The 15,605-nt window shown below is 56.8% G+C and carries 12 protein-coding genes; 2 read left to right on the forward strand and 10 right to left on the reverse strand.

From position 1 onward, the window contains the following. The first annotated feature begins 9 nt into the window (after positions 1–9). A complete protein-coding gene (locus EGT74_RS19310; protein ID WP_123848204.1) occupies positions 10–1,623 on the forward strand; it encodes an alpha-amylase family glycosyl hydrolase in 1,614 nt (537 codons plus the stop codon). 115 nt (positions 1,624–1,738) lie between these two features. Beyond that, complete coding sequence (locus tag EGT74_RS19315; protein WP_123848205.1) at positions 1,739–2,623, forward strand: NAD(P)-dependent oxidoreductase; 885 nt, start codon at positions 1,739–1,741, stop codon at positions 2,621–2,623. Positions 2,624–2,667: 44 nt separating this feature from the next. Here the strand turns inward: EGT74_RS19315 and EGT74_RS19320 are convergent, their stop codons facing one another. The 10 genes from EGT74_RS19320 to EGT74_RS19365 all read right to left on the reverse strand — a co-directional run bounded on the left by EGT74_RS19320 (position 2,668) and on the right by EGT74_RS19365 (position 15,599). Next, entirely contained in the window at positions 2,668–3,066 is a 399-nt protein-coding gene (locus EGT74_RS19320) for a winged helix-turn-helix transcriptional regulator (RefSeq protein WP_123848206.1), read from the reverse strand. Positions 3,067–3,144: 78 nt separating this feature from the next. After that, the gene (locus EGT74_RS19325) at positions 3,145–4,536 is read right to left on the reverse strand and encodes a sialate O-acetylesterase (protein WP_123848207.1); all 1,392 of its coding nucleotides are present in this window, start codon (positions 4,534–4,536) and stop codon (positions 3,145–3,147) included. Between the two features lie 4 nt (positions 4,537–4,540). Further along, entirely contained in the window at positions 4,541–6,754 is a 2,214-nt protein-coding gene (locus EGT74_RS19330) for a DUF2961 domain-containing protein (protein ID WP_123848208.1), read from the reverse strand. A gap of 17 nt (positions 6,755–6,771) precedes the next feature. Further along, a complete protein-coding gene (locus EGT74_RS19335; protein WP_123848209.1) occupies positions 6,772–7,731 on the reverse strand; it encodes a family 43 glycosylhydrolase in 960 nt (319 codons plus the stop codon). Between the two features lie 6 nt (positions 7,732–7,737). Then, positions 7,738–9,030: a histidinol dehydrogenase gene (gene hisD / locus EGT74_RS19340; protein WP_123848210.1), complete on the reverse strand. Its 1,293-nt coding sequence runs from the start codon at positions 9,028–9,030 to the stop codon at positions 7,738–7,740. A gap of 44 nt (positions 9,031–9,074) precedes the next feature. After that, the gene (locus EGT74_RS19345; RefSeq protein WP_123848211.1) at positions 9,075–10,241 is read right to left on the reverse strand and encodes a glycoside hydrolase family 172 protein; all 1,167 of its coding nucleotides are present in this window, start codon (positions 10,239–10,241) and stop codon (positions 9,075–9,077) included. Between the two features lie 10 nt (positions 10,242–10,251). Beyond that, positions 10,252–11,424, reverse strand: a complete 1,173-nt coding sequence (locus EGT74_RS19350; RefSeq protein WP_123848212.1) for a glycoside hydrolase family 172 protein — start codon at positions 11,422–11,424, stop codon at positions 10,252–10,254. 7 nt (positions 11,425–11,431) lie between these two features. Further along, positions 11,432–13,564, reverse strand: coding sequence for a hypothetical protein (locus EGT74_RS19355; RefSeq protein ID WP_246008255.1), 2,133 nt, complete (start codon positions 13,562–13,564; stop codon positions 11,432–11,434). Continuing rightward, positions 13,561–14,781 (reverse strand): hypothetical protein, encoded by a 1,221-nt coding sequence (locus EGT74_RS19360; RefSeq protein ID WP_123848213.1) that lies wholly within the window; start codon positions 14,779–14,781, stop codon positions 13,561–13,563. Before EGT74_RS19360 ends, EGT74_RS19355 begins: the two co-directional genes overlap by 4 nt. An 8-nt stretch (positions 14,782–14,789) precedes the next feature. Continuing rightward, the gene (locus EGT74_RS19365; protein ID WP_123848214.1) at positions 14,790–15,599 is read right to left on the reverse strand and encodes a glutamine amidotransferase; all 810 of its coding nucleotides are present in this window, start codon (positions 15,597–15,599) and stop codon (positions 14,790–14,792) included. Between the last annotated feature and the right edge of the window lie 6 nt (positions 15,600–15,605).

Consider the following 15,605-nt stretch of genomic DNA (forward strand, 5'->3'; position numbering starts at 1 on the left):
AACGGCGCAATGGCTTCGAATCAACAACCATGGTGGCAGACGGGCATCATTTACCAGGTATATCCCCGTTCTTTCCAGGACAGCAACGGCGACGGTGTAGGCGACCTGAAAGGTATCCGCCGGCGGCTCGATCATCTGCAATGGCTGGGTATCGACGCCATCTGGCTGTCGCCGATCTTTCCCTCTCCCATGGCTGATTTCGGTTATGACGTCAGCAACTATACGGATATACACCCGCTGTTCGGCAACCTCGCCGATTTCGATGAACTGCTGCAAGCCGTACATGCACGGGGCATGAAGCTGCTGTTGGATCTCGTTCCCAATCATACCTCGCATCAGCATCCCTGGTTCCTGGAATCCCGTTCCAGCCGCGATAACCCGAAACGCGACTGGTATATCTGGAAAGATCCGCAGCCGGACGGCTCCCTGCCGAATAACTGGCTGAGCGTGTTCGGTGGCAGTGGATGGGAATGGGACGAGCGCACGGAGCAGTATTATTACCACGCTTTTCTCAAAGAACAGCCGGACCTCAACTGGCGGAATCCGGAAGTACAGGAAGCGATGTTCAACGTCATGCGCTTCTGGCTGGATAAAGGAGTAGACGGGTTCAGGGTGGATGTACTCTGGTTCATTTTTAAAGACGAACAGTTGCGCGACAACCCGGTGAACCCCGACTATGCGCCGCATCTGCCCACTTTCGACCAGCTGCTGCCGGTGTATTCCACCGATCAGCCGGAAGTGCAGGACATTACGCGTAAAATGCGGAGCGTGCTGGAAGAATACGAAGGGGACCGGGTTTTGATAGCGGAAGTATACCTGCCCATTCCCAGGTTGATGGCGTACTACGGAGAAAACAACAACGGCGCCCATCTGCCATTTAATTTCCTGCTGATGGCGCTGCCCTGGGATGCCCGGCAGATCGCCGCCACCATCGACGAATACGAAGGCGCGTTACCGCCTGGCGGATGGCCGAACTGGGTGCTCAGCAATCACGACCGGCCGCGCATCGCCAGCCGCGTCGGCATGCACCAGGCCGCGGTGGCAGCCATGCTGTTGCTGACGCTTCGCGGCACGCCCACCATTTACTACGGCGATGAAATCGCCATGCGTGATGTAGCCATTCCCCGGGAGGAGATACAGGATCCGCAGGGCCTCAATATGCCGGATAAAAACCTGAGCAGGGACCCGGCACGCACCCCCATGCAGTGGGACGAGGGCAAAAATGCGGGGTTCTCCCCGGGCAAACCCTGGCTGAGGCTGGATAAAGCATATGCGCGGACGAATGTGCAATCGCAACGGGCCGACGCCCATTCCATGCTACGCCTCTTTCACCGCCTGATTCAGTTGCGGCGGAAGGAGCCTGCCCTCTCGGCCGGCAGTTACAATGCCGTGTATGCAGACAGCCAGGTGATGGCCTTTACCCGGCGCAGCGAAGGCCATCCATCGTTCCTCATCGTGCTCAACCTGACGCACCGGCCGGGTTATTTTCGCCCGGATAATTTTTCATTTAACGGAACAGTGGAGATCGCCGTTTCCCGCGAGCTAGAAGGCGGCAAAGTCAGCCATACGATCAGCCTCGACGGGGACGAAGGCCTGCTGATCCGGCTGCACGAACCTTCCTGACAAACTATCATTTCAATTGCCGGAGATAAAATTTTCCCCCACGTGAAACTTTTATCCCGTATTGCCATCGCGCGCCATGCCGGCTAACTTGCAGGCATTATCAAAACAGTTGAAGATGACAGGAACAAACAACAAAGTAAGTGTAATCGGTTTGGGAGTGATGGGCTCGGCCATCGCCCGCGCATTCATCGCAAAAGGATTTGAGGTGACCATCTGGAACAGGGATCACACGAAGGCGGCCCCGCTCATCGCGAAAGGCGCCACACTGGCCGCAAACGTCAGTGAGGCCGTGGAAGCCAGCCCGGTGCTGGTGATCTGCGTAGCGGACTATAAAGTCACCCGTAAAATATTCGAAGCTGCCGGCGCTACTGCCGCACTGAACGGACGCACCATCGTGCAGCTGAGCACAGGCACCCCCAAGGAAGCCCGCGAGCTGGAAGTATGGGCGAAACAGCATGGCGCACATGCTTTGAATGGCGACATACTCGCCTGGCCCAGGCAGATCGGCACGGATGAAGCGACCATCACCGTTTCCGGCAACGAAAACAAATTCAAACTGCATGAAACAGTACTGAAGGCGCTGGGCGGATCAGTCAGCTATCTCGGCGAAGAAGCCGGCGCTTCGGCGGTACAGTTTTCAGCCGTGATGGCCTACCTGGCAGGCAGCTGGATAGGTTTTACGCATGGCGCGCTGATCATGGAAAACGAAGGCATGCGGACGGATGAATTCGGTGCGCTGATCGAGCACATCTCTCCCATCCTCGCTGTGGAATCAAGACATATGGGAACAGTGATCCAGCACAGTCAATTCACCGATCCCGAGAGCACGATCCAGACCACCGGCAACGACCTGCACCTGCTGGTGCAGCAGGCGGCGGAAGCGGGCATCAGCAGTGAACTGCCGAAGTTTGCCGCGGATATCTTCCAGCGGGCGATTGACGCGGGTTACGGCGCGGAAGAACATGCTGCGATTATCAAAGTACTGAGAAAACCAGTCTGACTGCGGCGGCCGGGCTCTTTTGGGCGAGGGCCCGGCCTGCCTTTTCAGGCATGTTTCCGCAACTCCTCTGGGAGAAACTCGCAGGAGCCTGCGGTGTATGCGGCGTTGTTGCGGTGAATGTACTCTTTATGCGTATTGCCCCACTCCTCCAGCACATCAATCACCGGCAGCACGCTCTGACCGACCGTGGTAAAATGGTACTCCACCCGCGCAGGCACTTCGGCATAGATCTCTTTGTAAATCATCCCGTATTCTTCCAGTTCCTTCAGGTGGAGGTTGATGATGCGGGGATTGACCTCCTGCATCTCACGATGAATGGCGCTCGGCCGCCGCACGCCGCGGCGGATGCAATCCATGATCCAGGCTTTCCATTTGCCGCCGATCACCTTGATGGCTACCGCCAGCCCGCAATCCAGCATTTCGGGTATTTTCTTTTCGTACATGGTGGAAAGATTTCCTCCAAAGATATAACCTAACAGGCAGGCCGGGCATACTGAAAAAATTATCCCTATGGCTTGCGGCTATTTAATTGCTACATCCCAGGAGTCTGTACGGAACGGAGACACCGGCAGCCCTTCCCCGCTGAAAAGATTGCCCATGGCGGCATCCCTGAATCCGTAACGAACGGCTACAGGTGCTTTTACCATCGGGCTCGATACGGTGACCTGCTGGCCGCGGATGGAGATGGTGGCAGGATGGAATATTCTGTCCGGCCCGGCCATCAGCCATTCCGTCGCTACCGGTCCTTTTATTTTCAATCCCTTGTCGCCCGTGAATGTCACCACGGCTTTCTTCCCCTGTATGTCCATATTCCTGAAAACCGGGCTTTGGAACGGGATGCCCTGTTTGTGATACGTATTCACGAGGGCCATATTCGCGAGGCGCCATCCCACATCATGTTTATTCGCCGGGTGAACGTTGTGGGTGTCGGCCACGAGGTCGGTAACGACCACCATCCCGGTTTTATGATGCGTGGCGCTTTGCAGCTGCGCCTCCCGCAGCAGGGCGCCTGTGTTTTTGAGGCGGTACACAAACGGCGCGATCTGCACGAAATAAAATGGCAGGTCCCTTTGCCAGGCATCGCGCCAGCTGTCGATCATCGCCGTGAATAAGCGGCGGTATGTGGAGGCCGCGCCGGTATTGTTCTCTCCCTGGTACCAGATGACGCCGGCAATGGCATAGTGGGTTACGGGCGCGATCATCGCGTTGAATGCGTATCCGGGCTCGTAGGGGCACATGCCGCTGGGCTCTATTTTTTTTGCCGCCTGCGCCAACACCGGGTCTTTGTGCACGATGCCGCCCGGCGTCCAGATTTCCGCGGCGGTACCGCCCCAGCTGGCAGCAATGAGCCCAACGGGCACGTTGAGCTCTTTACTTAAACGTTTTCCGAAAAAATAGGCGACTGCGCTGAAAGACGGCAACGTGGCGCTGTCGCAGGCCGTCCATTGCCCTTCGCAGTTTTCCTGCGGGTAAGGAGCGGTTGTTTTCGGGATGTGAAAAAAGCGGACGTTTTGCAGATGCGCCGTGGGCAGTTCCGCTTTGATATCCTGCAGCCCCCATTGCCCGCACATCTCCATATTGCTCTGCCCGGAGCAGATCCATACTTCCCCTACCATCACGTTGGTCAGCACGATCGTGTTTTTCCCTTTCAGGGTGATGGTGTGCGGGCCACCGGCCGCCGGCGTCGCGATGTTGATTTCCCAGCGGGCATCGCGGGAGCCGGTGGTTTCATATGTTTTTTTATCCCATGATGGCGTCAGGGTGATTTTTTCATGCGGATCCGCCCAGCCCCATATTTTGACACTGTCGCGCTGCTGTAACACCATATTGCTGGCGATTACGGCCGGCAGGCGGATGTTGCCGCGGCTGCACAATGCGGCGCACATCAGGATGATCAGACTAACTCCGCGCATGTATTCATTTTAAAGTGGGAAGAATGTAACTGTACACGTCGTATTTCAGTTCGCTCCAAACGCTTTTGCGGGGGAAGGGATGACCTGGGTACAGTTCCTGTGTATCGGGAACGAATTGGATTTTCACCCGGATGGCATCGCGCCCTTTTGTAAGCGAAGCGGGGATCAGGAACTCATCGTCACGGAAACGCCGGTTGGAGGTTTCGACTTTGTATTGCCGCGGCGCCAGTTCTCCCGGCGGCCGTGAAATCACATACGTGTTCGCGCCGGCCAGGTACCAGGTGCCCGCCTTCTGCCATTTGTCCGTTCCCGCCGGGGCAACGAATACTTCCGCCGTCTGGTTGGGATAACCGTAGTCGAGCGTCCGGCGTAACAGTGCGCCCAGGTTGTTTTTCCGGAGGCGGACGGTGAACTCTGAAGTACCCGTAGTCGTGCGCCCGTCTTCTTTATGCGCCGGGTAAATTTCCTTGCCGATCAACTCCTTGTAACCCGGCCGTTTGGGCAGATCATATCCCCACGCGTGCGCGGGATAGGCATCCGGTCCCCATTCATATCTTGAAAGGATGGTATCTACAGCAGAAGCCTGGGGAGACGTATAATCATGCGCCTGTTCGTCGGCAATTTTGCCCACATCCAGCGAATCCGTTTTCACCAGCGATGGCGACGGCAGGCCGTACCAGTAACACACCGTTTCGTAATGTTCCTGCGCCACATTTTCATTATGCTCGAAGCGGATGACGGCGCGTTTTCCAAACGGCATCAGGTCGGCCAGCAGGAAGCGGTACGCGGATTGGATGAGGTCCTTGTCGTTGACGGCCGTTTTCTTTTCAGTAGACCCGCAGGGATGACCGGCGAGCGGAAGCGTCATGTTCTCCCCTCCCCAATAGTCGCCCCCGCCGGCCCATTCTTCGGTACCCGTGCCGTATGCCTGGGGTGTTTGACTATCGTCGAAGAAGAAGCGCGGGTCGCCTTCCAGCGTGCTCAGATTGGCGTTGTGCGAGAAAATGAAAGAAGTGCCCAGAAAGCTGCCGGACCATTCGGCGTGGCCCTCAGCACCCTGCGTATCGAGCCAGGTCATATCCCTGCCCAGTTCCGGTTTCGGGATGTTTCGATAAGTGGCATGGAAATAAGCGCTCCGCGCCGCAGGCAGCCTCGAGCGTTCATACCGCACCTCATAGCCGATTTCCGTATCACCGGGACGAATATCCGTCAGTTCGAACCTGGCGGATTTGAAAAACGGCATCGGGTAATAACAGGCCAGCTCCACTTTATTGGCGGCATAATCAAAACGGATATTGACAGGCAGCCCCTTCACGAGGTATGTTTTCTTTTCCCGGTTGAAAAAGGTACCGGCGCCGAAAAACAGGCATAACGGCGCGTCGATGGAAGGATGCGCCGCATCGTCCCAGGTCACCCGCAGCCGCACCCGCTCCAGCGTTTCCGCTTTATCCAGCGGCAGTGTCAGCTTTAAAGCTCTCACCGCCGATGGGCCTGATTTGATTTCGCCCAGTGATACAACTTCTTTATCGAGCTTCACCCGGCCGCTGATCTTTTTGATGTTTTGCGGCGCAAAGTCCGTTCCGGCACGCTGCAAAAGTGCGGTAACGTCCTGATCGGGCGCTTGGCCGATATGCCAGCTGCGAAGCGGGGCAGACAAATCGTCCCTGTTCGCATACAGGTGATAAATGTAATACCCCGTTCCGTAAAACGTTCTCGAATAAGCGATCCGCATCGACTGTTGAAAACCCAGCGGCGCCCAGATGAGGTTGGCGCCTTTGGTGGTGCCCCACGTCCACGCAATCGGCTCCGGGAACGTTGCCGCCGGTATGAACGCCGTACCCTTGAACTTTTTGACGGCATCCACGGGATCGGCGGTGGCAGTTTCGGACACGATGTTATCCTTTCCATCCACCGTAAAATGCCAGGGGCTGCCATGCCAGTGATTGGCGCGGAAGAAATACAGCACGCCGGCGCCTTTCACATCAAGCGTCACGTTTTCATCTTCCCTGTTCATAAACAGGAAATTCGACGCATCATAACCGCCGCCGTTACGCGCGTAAGTGCTGCGCATGTAAGCGCGTACGCCGATGCGCTGCAACGGTAACTGCTCCCATGCACGGAAAGCATCGTAGCCCATTGGAATTTTATGCTGCTGCGCGGGCGCATCCATCGCCGCACAACAGCCTATCAGCAATAAAATCCGGAATATTCGAGTCATGGTCTGTGCGTTTTAATTCATTGTTGCTTTTTCCATTTGAGGGGGGCGAGATACAGCCCTTTTTTATCCCAGCCCGTATTCGTAATGAACCATCCTTCTTTTTCATCAAAAATCACTTCGGCAGCATGCACGGGCAATGTGCAAACGAGCTGCTCTATCGGGAAATGTTCCGGGTCTTTCGACCAATACACTGCCGTGAGGTTGTAAGCGGTCATCGCCTTGCAGATGAACAGGTAAAACAATCCGTCTTTGCGCACCACAAAAGGGCTTTCGGCATCGCCGCCCCAGTAGATCTCGTACGGCTGCACGTGCGCGATCTTTGGGCCGCTCCAGTGCAGCAAATCCGGGCTGGTGCGCACGGCCACGGCGGAACGGAGGTCGGTTTCGTTCACCACCCGCGTGTAATAGTAATAATACCGGTGGTTATATTGAAGGATGTAAGAATCCCGGGCATGCCCGGGATCACTGAAGAGCGGGTTCCTGTCGTGCCGCTTCCAGTTAAAAAGATCTTTGCTCGTGGCGAGCCGCAGTTGCCCCCACGAAGCATATTCAGGCGCATTTTTCTGCATATTGCCGGTATTGTAAAACATGTAATACGTTCCCTTTTCCCGGATCACGTGGGGCGCCCACAACACCCGCTCCTCCCCGCGCCGGGCGCTCATGGCATACCCGTGATCTTCCCATTTGGCCTGGCGGATGGAAGTTGCCGAAGCGTGAAAGAACCGTGTTTCATCCCAGGGCCGTACGGGCAAATGATGGATGATACCATACGCATGCCAGCTGCCGTCGGCGCCTTTGATCAAAGTATGGTCATTCGTGTACCAGGCGCTGTCCCCTTCCTTGCGGGTGTCGTTCGGGTTGAAGATGTGCGTAAAGGGGCCGCTGATCTCCGGAACGAGATAAGGAACGGTTTGCGCGTTTACTTCCGAACAAGCGCACAGGATGCTGATCAACAAAAAAATATACCTGTTGTGCATGGCCGCTTATTTTTCGCCGACGGTTTCTTTCTGATAACGTTTTACCCGCAGGGCCGCCTGCTCTCGGTGGCCGGCAAACCCTTCCAGGTCGCAGAGGCGCATGGCATATTCACCGATCGTTACGCTGGCTTCGGGTGTGCAGCGCTGGTAAGTGCAGTTCTTCAGAAACTTGCCCACCCACAGGCCGCCGGTGTAACGGGCTGCTTTCATCGTGGGCAGCGTATGGTTCGTGCCGATCACTTTGTCGCCGTACGCCACATTGGTTTCCGGGCCGAGGAAAAGCGCGCCGTAATTGGTCATATTGTCGAGAAAATACTGCGGGTCTTTCGTCAGTACTTCCACATGCTCGCAAGCCAGCGCATCGGCCTCCCGGAGCGCCTCTTCCAGGTCGTCCACGATCATCACGGTACCGCATTCGTCCCAGGCCACGCGGGCAATATCGGCGGTGGACAAGGTTTTCAGCTGCCGCTGAATTTCCGCCAATGTACCGGCGGCCAGTTCGGCCGAGGTGGTGATGAGTGTTGCCGGTGAAGTGGGGCCATGTTCCGCCTGCCCTAACAGGTCGCAGGCCACCATTTCCGCATCGGCGGTTTCATCGGCGATCACCAGTATTTCGGTGGGCCCGGCAAACAGGTCGATGCCCACGCGGCCGAACAATTGCCGTTTTGCTTCGGCCACATACGCGTTGCCCGGCCCCACGATCATATCCACCGCGGCCATCGACGGGGTACCGATCGCCATGGCGCACATGGCCTGCACGCCACCCAGGATATAGATTTCGTCCGCGCCCGCAAAATGCATGGCGCACACCGTGGCTTCAGGGATTTTGCCGTTGATGGGCGGCGTACAGGCGATGACCCTTTTTACGCCGGCTACCCGCGCGGTGAGCACGCTCATATGCGCGGAGGCCACCATCGGGTAGCGCCCGCCCGGAATGTAACAGCCCACACTGTTAACGGGAATATTTTTATGCCCGAGAAATACGCCGGGCAATGTTTCTATTTCGATGTCCAGAATGGAAGCGCGCTGCTGCTCCGCGAAAAAGCGGATCTGCTGCTGCGCAAAACGGATGTCGTCTTTCACCTGTTGCGGCGTGCGGTCCACGATCTCCCTGATCTGACCGTCCGTCAGCCGGAAAGATTCGGGCAACCAGTTATCGAACGACGCGGCGAACCTGCGCACGGCGGCATCGCCTTCCTCTTCCACGGCTTTGATCATATCCGCCACGGTTTTCCTGGTATCCGCATCTGCGTTCCTGATATCGGATTCGCTTTTCCCTTTTTTCAAATACCTGCTCATTGGTTTGATTTAATCGCCCGGAGGCTTGGTTAACTTTTTTATGATTAATTCCCCCATAAGGCGGGATCGTTTCCTTTACTTTTTCGCCATTCGTTCCGCCACCGGTGAATGTCTGCCGGCCCTATCAGCGGCCGCGGCCTGCGGGCCGCCGCATCCGGGATAGCGGGTATCCGTGATGCGACGGACTGGTACCAGTAAGCCACGCTGGCCAGGTCGAGGGTCAGCACATTCATGCTGCCATGCTCGATGGTGAAGCGGAAGGAGTCATCGAAATAAACCGGGTCCTGGATATGGAAACGGTAGATGTGCGTTCTGCCCAAAAAGCCTTTTTCACCGTTCACTTTGGGATAACCGAAATAAGGCGTGGAATACGGCGCCTGCGGCGCGCCCCAGGATGTGTTGAAATAATCTTCGGTACCGGTGCCATGCAGAGCAGGCAGTTCCCCGCCGTCGATGAATATCATGTCGTCTCCTTCCCCATACCAGTATGGCGTGGGCGAATGCACATAGTAGTTCACGCCGGCGAAATGCCCCTTTCCCTTGATATCTGCGATGAGATAGTTGTGCCGTCCGTTTTTATTGGGTTTGCCCGGCCCGAACATCCAGTGCTCATTCTCTACACTGTCTTCCGCAGCGGTCAGCTCCCGGTTGTACCAGGCGTGGAAGCGACCGGTATTCGGGGGCAGCTGCTTCATCTCCGCGTAGTCGATATAGAAGTACAGGGTACTGATTTCGGTGGCCGACTGGTTCTCTATTGCTATCCTTGCCCCGTTCGAAAACGGCATCGCAAAATAGCAGACCAGTCCCATGCCGTTGGCCGGCGTTGCCGCCAGCGGAGCGGATGTAAAAAGATAGGTATCGTTCCAGCCCTGGCCGAAGAAGGGGCCGATGGGCGACTGCACGGAAGGGAAATCATTGCCGTCCCAGTACATGCTGATGACCACATCGTTCCGGCTGAGTTTATCCGGCTCCGGCCCCATCGTGATCCAGATATGCTGGATGATGCCCGCGCCTTTCACGTCGAAGATCGTCCGCTTCCCGCCGGGCGCGATGCGCCGGAGGTTGTCGTGATTATCGCCCGAGCGGTCGTAACTGCTGACACGCCTGGAACGCACGTTCTCACGGATGCGCGTCAGGTCCGTCATCTCCTGCGCAATGGATTGCACGGAGCATAGGATGCATACAACGATATAGCAGAAAGTTCTTTTCATAACCAGCTAATTAGTTGCCCCACAGTTGGGGGTCGTTGCCTTTGCTTTTTCGCCATTCGTTCCGCCAGCGGTGGAAATCACCGATGTTGATCAGCGGTTTCGGCGCGCGGGCGGCTTTGTCCGGAATGGGCGGCACAGCCGTCGCCTCGTGCTGGTACCAGTAGGCCACGCTGGCCAGGTCGAGCGTCAGTACGTTGTTATGGCCGTGCTCTATCGTGAACTTAAATGCCTTGTTGAAGTACAGCGGGTCGGTGATGTGAAAGCGGTACAGGTGCGTTCTGCCCAGCCATCCCATATCGTTGTTCACACGCGGATAACCGTAATAGGCATGCTGGAAAACGTTCTTCGGGCAGAAAGCCGTATTGAAATAATCTTCCGTGCCGGTGCCGTGCAGCGTGGGAGAAGGCGCGCCGTCGATATAGATCATGTCGTCGCCTTCGCCATACCATACCGGGGTTGGACAATGCACGTAATAGTTCACGCCCACGAAATGCCCTTTCCCTTTGATGTCGGCAAACACATAATTGTCTTTACCGGTGGTATTGTAACCTGTTTTACCGAGGATGCCCCATTCATTCTCTCCGCCGTCACCGGCAGAACCGGCGAGCTGTTTGTTGTACCAGCTGTGGAAGCGGCCGGAGTTGGGCGGCAGTTTGTCCATCGCCACATAATCCACGTAGTAATAAAAATTGTCAATGGCCCTGCCCGTCTGGTTTTCGATTTCTATTCTGGCGCCGTTCGCGAAGGGCATGCTGAAATAACTCACCAGGCCTTTGCCGCGGTCGGGGCCGGCAATGAGCGGCAGGGAACTGAACTCATACGATTCTCCCCAGCCTTGCCCGAAGAAAGGGCCGATGGGCGCCACCACGGAGGCTTCCGGCTTGCCGTCCCAGTACATCCGGATGATGATGTCGTTACGGTTCAGGGCGCCCGGCTCCGGCGCCATGGTGATCCAGATATGGTTGATGATGCCCACGCCTTTCACGTCGAACACCACTTTCTTTTCATCTTTTTCTATCCGCAGGAAATCGCCGTTGCCGCCGGTTTTATCGTAACTGCTGACCCGCCTGGAGGTCATGCCCTGTTGTATCTGCGCCAGTGCGGCGAGGTCGGTGGCGGGTGTTTGTCCTTTTACGCATATCGCCGCGATGCACAGCAGGGCGATGGTCATTCCTTTTTTCATGTGTCTTTTATTTTCGCATCATTGATTCGATCACTGCGCCGGCAGGCTGGCCGATGGCGGAGTGTTTGGTAACGTCCCAGAAATTTTCCCGCTGCTGTATCTGCGCCAGCGTAGTCACTATCCAGCTCTGTATCCAGCCGGAAAGCGTGCACCAGGTGCCCCAGCCCGCATCGGAATTGGACGCCCAGTAATCCCATCGCCCGAAATCAAAACCCCTGAACCAGGCGCCGTCGAGATCTTTGTGTTTTTCGCTTTGCACCTGGATGCGGACGAGAAAATCCGCCAGTTTGTTCACAGCCGCCTGGTATTTCTTATCCCCTGTAGCGGCGGCGGCCTCATTCAGGCTGAACACCGCGAAGTTGCAGGTGTATATCATACAGGCGGCTTTTTCGCCGTTGCGGAAGATCAGCGAGCCTTCATCGGAGCCGTAGTCGTTGTTCGTTTTCAATTCTTTGAACATGCCCTTGCCTTTGCCGAGCTCCTCCATGATGGCGCCGCTTTCGTCCTGGTATTTCAATATTTCGTTCACCATTTTGTCGAGCCACTGCCGGTGTTCCGGTGTGTCTTCCACCCGCACCAGCCAGGCCAGCGGGAGAATGATGCGCGCACGTTGCGTTTGCATGCTGCTGCCCCACAACCATTTGCCGGGGTAACCTTCCATGGTGATCCGGAGCGCTTCTTTCGTTTGGGTCAGAAGCGGCGCGTACCTGGTTTTATCATACAGCCATAAATAACAGGCCCACATCCATGATTCGAAATGAGGGGAGATATGAATGAGATCGCGGTTCTGGTAGAACGGTAAACCGTTTTTGATGATATCCGCTTCTTCCAGCCGCTCGCCGCGGAAACCTTTGCGGCCGGTGGTCCTGAAGTTGCCCATGATGGCTTCCGTCAGTTCTTTGTCCCAGCGGCCGCTGTTCAGATATGAAGCCGCCCCGATGGCGCCTAGAATGGCCCTTGCATTATCGTCGCCATAGAAAGTGCCCGCGGCGGTGGTGGCCCAGCCGATGAGCCCGTACGCGGGGCTCGCGGGATCATTCTTTGCGCCGGCCCGCATATTGGAGGTGCGGAACATATAATCGATCAGGCGCGCAGATTTATCTTTATACGCCTGGTTCCCGAACAACCGCCCTGCCGCTGCGAGCGCCATACTGGCTTCGCCCTGCACATCCGCCCGCATCCAGTAGCGATATTGCTGGTTGCCGTTGTAATAAATGGTTGACGTGTGGCCTTCGATGATGCCGAGGCTGCCATCGCCGTTCGGTTTGCCGCCCACCGGCGGGCCTACGGGAGGATTGGCGCTGTTGTATCGCTGCCAGTCTTTTTCCCAGGCAGGATGCACAAAAAAGCGGCCGTTATCGAACCAGGCGGTTCCTCTCCGCACACTGTTCAGCCGGGCATTTGCGGGCAGCGCCGCCGTTCTCCCGAACATGGGACGCACGTCTTCTTCCCACCGGTTCAACCGGACATTCTGCTCCCCGGTGATACGCGACAGAATATAGGCCCACACCGCTTTTACGGAAACCGTCGGTTCGTAGCGCCCGGTCTGGAAATTACTCAGGCCGGTCATCGCCACCAGGGCGTTTTCCTTTTCGAATAACAGGGGATACGTTTTGGTATCGGCCAGCCCGTATTCCGCTTTATCGAAGCCTACTACTTTCGCCAGCACGATCATTGGCCGGGCCGCCGCAACGGGTAACACATGGCAGTTCTGTATGCCGAGCAAACTCATCGGTGCGAGCGAGGCGCCGAAAACGTCCGCCGTCACTACCCCGCGTTCCAGCTGTGTTTCCACCGGCTTCGCGGGAATGTCGAGGCCGGGGAATGCCGATGGATATTCCACGTACAGCCGGAGTGATTTTTTTGCGGCATCGTCGAGCAGCTGGCGGGAGATGCGGTTCACCGGATCCGGCTGCGGATAATTATCCGCCAGCAAAAAAACGCCGGCTCCTTTGGGCGCCGCTTCCACCGCGGCTTCCGGCGTGGGAAATTTTTTAACGGTGAACCCTTCACGTTGTAAAAGCCTGTACAGGTCGTTGCGCGCATTGCCGTAGAAGTATACGGTTTTCGGTGCGGCGGCCGCAGCCGTCATACAAAGGGCGCACAACCATATGATCAGTGTTGCTTGTATTGTTTTCATCTTGCTGTGTTATTGGAATGTAACGCCGCCAGCATCTGTGATGCGGCAACGGTGATCAGCGCATCCGCTTCTTCGCCGAGGTACGACCATTTACCCGGGCCGGTTTCATAACCGCCTTCTTCAAATGCTGTGGGCGTTGGTATGTAACCGATGGTATTTTCCGCGTATGCCGCCACGATGGTATGTTCGAAAGGAGATGCCCGTTCGATCGCCAGTGCGGTTTGGGTGAAGGGCTCGCCGGGAATGAATACAATCGCCAGCGAACCGATGGCGATGGCATTCAGCCGTGCGAGCGCTTCCGGTTCCTGCGGCATGCCGGCTTCCGGCCGCACCGGCAGGAGTATTTCACGATGGATATAACGGAACGCCTCATCGCACAGTGTACCCTCGTGCCGCCGCACCAGCGCCGCCAATGCCCTGCCGTGCTCCTGCGCATACGCGGGGCCGCCGGAGACGGTAGGCGGATTGATATCGCCCGCGGCGCCGTTCAGGAAAAGGGGCATACCGAATTCTCCCGATGCTTCCAGCGCCACGCACATTTCGCCGGGAAACTCCGATGAAATATGCGGCATACACATTTCATGCACAGGGTGGCAGACGGCATGCACCAATGTGGCGATCGCCTCGCCGCGCACACCGTGGAAGATCACCGTATGCACACGCCGGTCGACCGGCCCGCGTGCCATCAGTTCCGGCGCGATGGGTTGCAGCGAATCGGACATCACGACGCCTTCCGGCGTGGGAATGCGGCGCTGCATGGAATATCCTGCCAGCTCCTCCACCGCCACGGATGGGTAACAGGGTCGTGCATTGGTAGCCGCCTGCAGGATGGCGTCCCTGATTTTCCGTTCCACATCGGCCAGCCAGCTTTTGTAAACCGGCGTGCGGTAGAGGCCGGAGAGCGCCACCGATTCAGGGCCGTTATGGGTATGCGTGCAGGCGATGATGATCTTGTCGGGCGGGATGATGTCTGACAAAGCCCGTTTGAAACGCCGCCAGCCGCCTGCGGCCGCATCGTTCAGCGCCAGCAGGTCGAGCGACACGATCGCCACCAAATCCTTCACCGTGCCCAGCACCAGCACCCGCGCCTTCAGTGGCAGCCGCACCGACTCAAAAGGTTCGTACAACCCGTTCACCGACGACGTTAGCAAACCCACTTCCAGCGGTGGTGTAATATCCGTTACCGAAGTACCGGCGAGTAATTGCGATGGTTCCATATAGTCGGTTACGCGGTTTGTTTTTTAACCCAGTCGAGCGACTGCTGCCAGAATGCGTCATAGCTGTCCCACAATTCGAAATTCAGGCCCCAGTGCGGCGCGGGATCGGACATATAGGTCAGAATGCGGCCCTTGCCGTATTCGCCCGCCACTACCAGCGGGTGGCCCGTTTCTTTCACACGCACCAACACTTCGCCTTCTGGTTTGGCGGTTACTTCGTTATAACCGAAAATCGGCGGGAAATTTTTCCAGTTCAGACCTTTTACTGCCGGATGATCCGGCACCAGCACCTCGGCCGTAAACCCTGCGGACGATTCCACGAGGTCTTCCGTAGCAAGGCATTGCACCGGTAATGCGTTGGAGAATGAGCTCCTGCCCCAGCCGCCTTTACCGAACGCTCCGCTGAACGACAGCCAGCCGCCCAACATCAGCAGCCCGCCACCGTCCGCGATCCAGTTCTTCACCGTCGTCAGCCTGTCCGGGAAAGTCACCACCGTATCCTTGCGCTGCGCGCGGTCGAAGAAACTGGGGAAAAGGTGAAAACATTTTGCTTCCACATCGCTGATGATGAGGCCGGTTGAAGTGCCGAGAATTTCCTCGAGGCGGCCGGGCTGCATGCGGTACAATTCCCAGTTGGCCATGCTGGTTACATCCACCACCGGGTCGATGGCTTTTACCAGTCTTTTTCCGTAGAAGTGGAGATCTGCGTCTTTGGTTTCCGTTCCGAAAGGTGTTTCGATAAATAAAGGTCCTACGCTGAATACCCAGTCGCCCAGGTACAGCACGTGCCCACGTTTTACATCCGTCGTTTGTTGCATGTTATC

Origin of the sequence: Chitinophaga lutea (genome assembly GCF_003813775.1) — a bacterium.
In the GTDB taxonomy this organism is placed as follows: Bacteria; Bacteroidota; Bacteroidia; order Chitinophagales; family Chitinophagaceae; genus Chitinophaga; species Chitinophaga lutea.

Bases quoted from the DNA above. Each gene is read 5' to 3' on its own strand.
- EGT74_RS19310 (WP_123848204.1), top strand. From the start codon at position 10: ATGGCTTCGAATCAACAACCATGGTGGCAGACGGGCATCATTTACCAG.
- EGT74_RS19315 (WP_123848205.1), top strand. From the start codon at position 1,739: ATGACAGGAACAAACAACAAAGTAAGTGTAATCGGTTTGGGAGTGATG.
- EGT74_RS19320 (WP_123848206.1), bottom strand. From the start codon at position 3,066: ATGTACGAAAAGAAAATACCCGAAATGCTGGATTGCGGGCTGGCGGTA.
- EGT74_RS19325 (WP_123848207.1), bottom strand. From the start codon at position 4,536: ATGCGCGGAGTTAGTCTGATCATCCTGATGTGCGCCGCATTGTGCAGC.
- EGT74_RS19330 (WP_123848208.1), bottom strand. From the start codon at position 6,754: ATGACTCGAATATTCCGGATTTTATTGCTGATAGGCTGTTGTGCGGCG.
- EGT74_RS19335 (WP_123848209.1), bottom strand. From the start codon at position 7,731: ATGCACAACAGGTATATTTTTTTGTTGATCAGCATCCTGTGCGCTTGT.
- hisD (WP_123848210.1), bottom strand. From the start codon at position 9,030: ATGAGCAGGTATTTGAAAAAAGGGAAAAGCGAATCCGATATCAGGAAC.
- EGT74_RS19345 (WP_123848211.1), bottom strand. From the start codon at position 10,241: ATGAAAAGAACTTTCTGCTATATCGTTGTATGCATCCTATGCTCCGTG.
- EGT74_RS19350 (WP_123848212.1), bottom strand. From the start codon at position 11,424: ATGAAAAAAGGAATGACCATCGCCCTGCTGTGCATCGCGGCGATATGC.
- EGT74_RS19355 (WP_246008255.1), bottom strand. From the start codon at position 13,564: ATGAAAACAATACAAGCAACACTGATCATATGGTTGTGCGCCCTTTGT.
- EGT74_RS19360 (WP_123848213.1), bottom strand. From the start codon at position 14,781: ATGGAACCATCGCAATTACTCGCCGGTACTTCGGTAACGGATATTACA.
- EGT74_RS19365 (WP_123848214.1), bottom strand. From the start codon at position 15,599: ATGCAACAAACGACGGATGTAAAACGTGGGCACGTGCTGTACCTGGGC.